Source organism: Escherichia sp. 10290 (genome assembly GCF_030295155.1).
In the GTDB taxonomy this organism is placed as follows: domain Bacteria; phylum Pseudomonadota; class Gammaproteobacteria; order Enterobacterales; family Enterobacteriaceae; genus Escherichia; species Escherichia coli_F.
Map to the genome: position 1 here is coordinate 1 of NZ_AP025746.1, position 4612 is coordinate 4612.

A 4612-nucleotide genomic window follows, 5' to 3' on the forward strand; every position below is an offset into this window, starting at 1 on the left:
ATGGGGGTAATGATACCGATGAAACGCGAGAGGATGCTCACGATACGGGTTACTGATGATGAACATGCCCGGTTACTTGAACGCTGTGAGGGTAAACAACTGGCGGTATGGATGCGGCGGGTCTGCCTGGGGGAGCCGGTTGCCCGTTCCGGGAAACTGCCGACACTGGCACCGCCGTTACTGCGTCAGCTGGCCGCCATCGGGAATAACCTGAATCAGACAGCGAGGAAGGTGAACAGCGGGCAGTGGTCTTCCGGTGACCGGGTTCAGGTGGTGGCCGCACTGATGGCCATCGGGGATGAGCTGCGCCGGCTGCGTCTGGCCGTCAGGGAACAGGGGACGCGGGATGATAGTTAAGTTTCATGCCAGGGGAAAAGGCGGTGGCAGTGGTCCGGTTGATTACCTGCTGGGGAGGGAGCGTAACCGGGAGGGCGCAAAGGTGCTTCAGGGTAACCCGGAAGAAGTCCGGGAACTCATCGATGCCACGCCATTTGCGAAGAAATACACGTCCGGTGTTCTGTCGTTCGCGGAGAAGGAACTGCCGCCGGGAGGACGTGAAAAAGTGATGGCGAGTTTTGAGCGTGTACTGATGCCCGGTCTCGAAAAAAATCAGTACAGCATTCTGTGGGTGGAGCACCAGGACAAGGGGCGGCTTGAGCTTAATTTTGTCATTCCGAACATGGAGCTACAGAGCGGAAAACGCCTCCAGCCGTACTACGACCGCGCAGACAGGCCGAGAATTGATGCCTGGCAGACGCTGGTGAATCACCATTACGGGCTGCATGACCCCAACGCCCCGGAGAACCGCCGGATACTGACTCTCCCTGATAACCTGCCGGAAACGAAACAGGCGCTTGCAGAGAGCGTCACACGCGGGATAGACGCTCTTTATCATGTCGGGGAGATAAAAGGCCGTCAGGATGTGATTCAGGCGCTCACAGAGGCAGGGCTTGAAGTGGTCAGGGTGACGCGAAGCAGTATCAGCATTGCAGACCCGAACGGTGGGAAGAATATCAGGCTGAAAGGAGCATTTTATGAGCAATCTTTTGCAGACGGGCGCGGAGTTCGAGAAAAAGCTGAAAGAGAGAGCCGAATCTACAGAGAAAATGCTGAACAACGAGTTCAGGAGGCTCGGCGAATCTGTAAGCGAGGCTGTGACATCAAACGAGACGAAAATCAGAGACGCTATAGCCCTGTTCACAGCCTCGACAGAGGAATCTCTGGAAAAACACCGGGAAGGGGTGAAAGAGGCGATGATGCAGCACAGGAGGGACGTGTTAAAGCTGGCAGGGAATACGGGCATGATGTTGCTGGGGATAGTCTTTCTCCTGTTTACCGTGAGTGGCGGGACGCTCTGGTATCTTGGCGGGAGGATACAGGCGAACCTGGAAGATATCAGGAAGCAGGAAGAGACATTGCAGAAACTGAACGCGAAGACATGGGGCGTGGAGTTTGTGCAGGACGGGAACAGGAAATTTCTGGTCCTTCCTTACGGGAAGTCAGCAGAGGTGATTTCCTTTCAGGGGAAGGAATGGGTACATCTGAAGGGGTGACACAGAGTGACAGAGCTGGAAACACATTTGCTGAACGCCTTAGAGCAGCTGCAACAGGACTATATGCAGCGGCTGAGCGAATGGGAGAGCGCCTTCGTGGAATTGCAGAAGATGTTTTCGCTTACGCAACGGGACAACGCGATGCTGAACGAGCGGGTCATGCAGTTGAGTCAGCAGGTGCAGCACTTGAGCGAGCAGACAGAACGCTTGAGCCAGTTATACAGCGAGAACTGGAGATAAGAGAGGAACGGTTGATACAGGAGCGCGAATATGCGTTATCCCTGGAACGGGAGCGTCAGCCGGAAATACAGGAACGCACGCTGGATGGCCCTTCGCTGGGATGGTGAAACTATGAAAAATGGCAGGTTCAGTGGATTTTGACGGACTAATGTAGTCTGCACCATCTTGTTGCATAGGTATTCATGCGGTTAAAATTTATCAGGCGCGATCGCGGCAGTTTTTCGGGAGGTTTGTTGCCTGTTTTTCCGGTTTCCCGTCAGAAACGCGCTGAGAGCGTCTGAGGCGGTGCGGGCAACGGGAGTTATGGTAAATAGATTTATTGCTGAGGTTTAATGCCTGCAGAGTAATACTAATGGGGATGTGATGAGTATTATTATTGATCGTGAAAAATATACTGCTTTGATGACGTTGATCCAGACATCTCAAGGATATGTTGGCTCAAAAGTACAACCAAATGGATATACATTGAAGTGTTCTTTCGACACTGGTTTTGCATGTTGTATCTCTAGAAATACTAGAAATAGTAACTTATCTGTTCATTTTGAAAATGAAAGTACAGATCCTGCAACTCACTTTGCTATTTTAAGTGCTATTAGCTAATTTTTTATTTTCTGCACATAGCTATAGATTTCATACTCTTTATATTTGCCTGAAGGTATAATGCAAAACATAAAAAGCCCGGGGGACGGGCTTTTTTTCAACAGAACGAGTATGTAGCCACTACCACTGTGCTGGTTTTGTCACGGTTTTCTCACCAACTACAATAACGTCTTCAAACTGGCTATCAGCTATTGATTGGTCGCTTATAAGAGTGACCTTATCGCATATTGCGCTCAGGGTTCTTGCTGGTTTGTTTACAGGAGAAAGTAGTTCAATATAAAGGCTGAGCTCTGATTTGACTACTCTCATTGGTTCAGCCAAATCTGTATCATTAGTTATTATTACAGCCTTCTCGTATTTCCCTTGGAAACCATCTCTAACCAAGTGGCAACCTAAATTAACGTCAGAACCCTTTTCTTCTGTCTTTAAGACGTTTGCAAACTTTATTTTTTGATTCGGGTTTTTTAAGTGATGTTTGAAATCAAGAGGCTGCACTAAAAACATTCTGCTTTCATTCACCGAAAAAGTACCATAATGGATACTTAGGTTATCTATGCTTTTCAGTGCATTGAAATATATTTGTTGCCTACGAGGTGCGTCAGAATCAATCCTTCCTGAGATCCTAGCCGTGTAATAGTTAATTCCTATTATTTCATCATCCGGTAGCAATTTTTCGACCATTGCTTTTATGTTCAGCCACTTTTTGTTGGAATCTTTCAGCTTACGATAATAAAAGTTAAAGCCATCAACATAAACTATTGTTTTCAATGGGGTTAGCTCCATTTTAGATATAAAAAAAACCGCATCTGCGGTTTTTTTTCCTACGGCACGCCGTAGGAGGGGTGTTTGCCTGCGGCTCGCCACAGGAGGGTTGTTTCTTCGCCTGCGGCACGCCACAGGGGGGTTGTTTCTTCGCCTGCGGCACGCCACAGGTCTGTACCAACATTATTGCATTTTTTTTGTCTAGTGCAAATGTTTTATATGGTGACGAAGTAAGCCCTACCTAAAGGAGAAAAGATCTTCTTGAGATCCTTTTTTTCTGCGCGTAATCTCCTGCTTTGAAAACGAAAAAACCACCCTGGCAGGTGGTTTTTCGAAGGTTAGTTAATCCTGGCAGATTCTCTAACCGCGGTAACGGTCTTGTGCGAGACATGTCACCAAATCTGTCCTTTCAGTGTAGCCGTAGTCAGGCCGCCACTTCAAGAACTCTCGATACATCTCTCGCACATCCTGTTTACCAGTGGCCGTTGCCAATGGCGATTAGTCGTGTCTTTCCGGGTTGGACTCAAGTTGATAGTTACCGGATAAGACGCAGCGGTCGGACTGAACGGGGGGTTCGTGCATACAGTCCAGCTTGGAGCGAACTGCCTTCCCGGAGCCGAGTGTCAGGCGTGGAATGAGAAACCGCGGCCATAACAGCGGAATGACACCGGTACACCGAAAGGCAGGAACAGGAGAGCGCACGAGGGAGCTTCCAGGGGGAAACGCCTGGTATCTTTATAGTCCTGTCGGGTTTCGCCACCTCTGACTTGAGCGTCAATTTTTGTGATGCTCGTCAGGGGGGCGGAGCCTATGGAAAAACGCCTGCGGCGCGGCCTTTTTCCCTGGTTTTGCCTTTTTGTTCACATGTTCTTTCCGGCCTTATCCCCTGATTCTGTGGATAACCGCATTACCGTCTTTGCGTGAGCTGATACCGCTCGCCGCAGCCGAACGACCGAGCGTAGCGAGTCAGTGAGCGAGGAAGCGGAAGAGCGCCTGATGCGGTATTTTCTCCTTACGCATCTGTGCGGTATTTCACACCGCATATGGTGCTCTTTTCTTATAATCTGCACTGATGCCACATAGTTAAGCCAGTATACACTCCGCTATCGCTACGTGACTGGGTCATGGCTGCGCCCCGACACCCGCTAAAACCCCCTGACGCGCCCTGACGGGCTTGTCTGCTCCCGGCATCCGCTCACAGACAAGCTGTGACCGTCTCCGGGAGCTGTATGTGTCAGAGGTTTTCACCGTCATCCCCGAAGCGTGCGAGGCAGCTGCGGTAAAGCTCGTCGGCGTGGTCGTGAAGTGATTCACAAATATCGGCCTGTTCATCTGCGTCCAGTTCGTTGAGCTTCTCCAGCAGCGTTAATGTCTGGCTTCTTATAAAGCGGGCCATGTTAAGGGCGGTTTTTTCCTGTTTGGTCACTGATGCCTCCGTGTAAGGGGGATTTCTGTTC

5 protein-coding genes are annotated in these 4612 nt (G+C 50.0%); 3 read left to right on the forward strand and 2 right to left on the reverse strand.

From position 1 onward, the window contains the following. Window positions 1-33 precede the first annotated feature (33 nt). The 3 genes from QUE74_RS29380 (at window position 34) to QUE74_RS29400 (ending at window position 2393) form a co-directional block, all read left to right on the forward strand. A complete protein-coding gene (locus tag QUE74_RS29380; RefSeq protein WP_000956000.1) occupies window positions 34-357 on the forward strand; it encodes a MobC family plasmid mobilization relaxosome protein in 324 nt (107 codons plus the stop codon). Further along, the gene (gene mbeA / locus QUE74_RS29775; protein WP_032350792.1) at window positions 347-1900 is read left to right on the forward strand and encodes a plasmid mobilization relaxase MbeA; all 1554 of its coding nucleotides are present in this window, start codon (window positions 347-349) and stop codon (window positions 1898-1900) included. The genes QUE74_RS29380 and mbeA overlap by 11 nt, the downstream gene beginning before the upstream one ends. A gap of 256 nt (window positions 1901-2156) precedes the next feature. After that, complete coding sequence (locus QUE74_RS29400) at window positions 2157-2393, forward strand: hypothetical protein (protein ID WP_125075503.1); 237 nt, start codon at window positions 2157-2159, stop codon at window positions 2391-2393. 120 nt (window positions 2394-2513) lie between these two features. Here QUE74_RS29400 and QUE74_RS29405 read toward each other — a convergent pair whose 3' ends face one another. Together QUE74_RS29405 and QUE74_RS29410 are read right to left on the reverse strand one after the other, a co-directional pair. Next, entirely contained in the window at window positions 2514-3257 is a 744-nt protein-coding gene (locus QUE74_RS29405; RefSeq protein WP_286332283.1) for an NYN domain-containing protein, read from the reverse strand. Between the two features lie 1132 nt (window positions 3258-4389). Then, a complete protein-coding gene (locus tag QUE74_RS29410) occupies window positions 4390-4581 on the reverse strand; it encodes a Rop family plasmid primer RNA-binding protein (protein ID WP_000165985.1) in 192 nt (63 codons plus the stop codon). Between the last annotated feature and the right edge of the window lie 31 nt (window positions 4582-4612).

Bases quoted from the DNA above. Each gene is read 5' to 3' on its own strand.
- QUE74_RS29380 (WP_000956000.1), top strand. From the start codon at position 34: ATGCTCACGATACGGGTTACTGATGATGAACATGCCCGGTTACTTGAA.
- mbeA (WP_032350792.1), top strand. From the start codon at position 347: ATGATAGTTAAGTTTCATGCCAGGGGAAAAGGCGGTGGCAGTGGTCCG.
- QUE74_RS29400 (WP_125075503.1), top strand. From the start codon at position 2,157: ATGAGTATTATTATTGATCGTGAAAAATATACTGCTTTGATGACGTTG.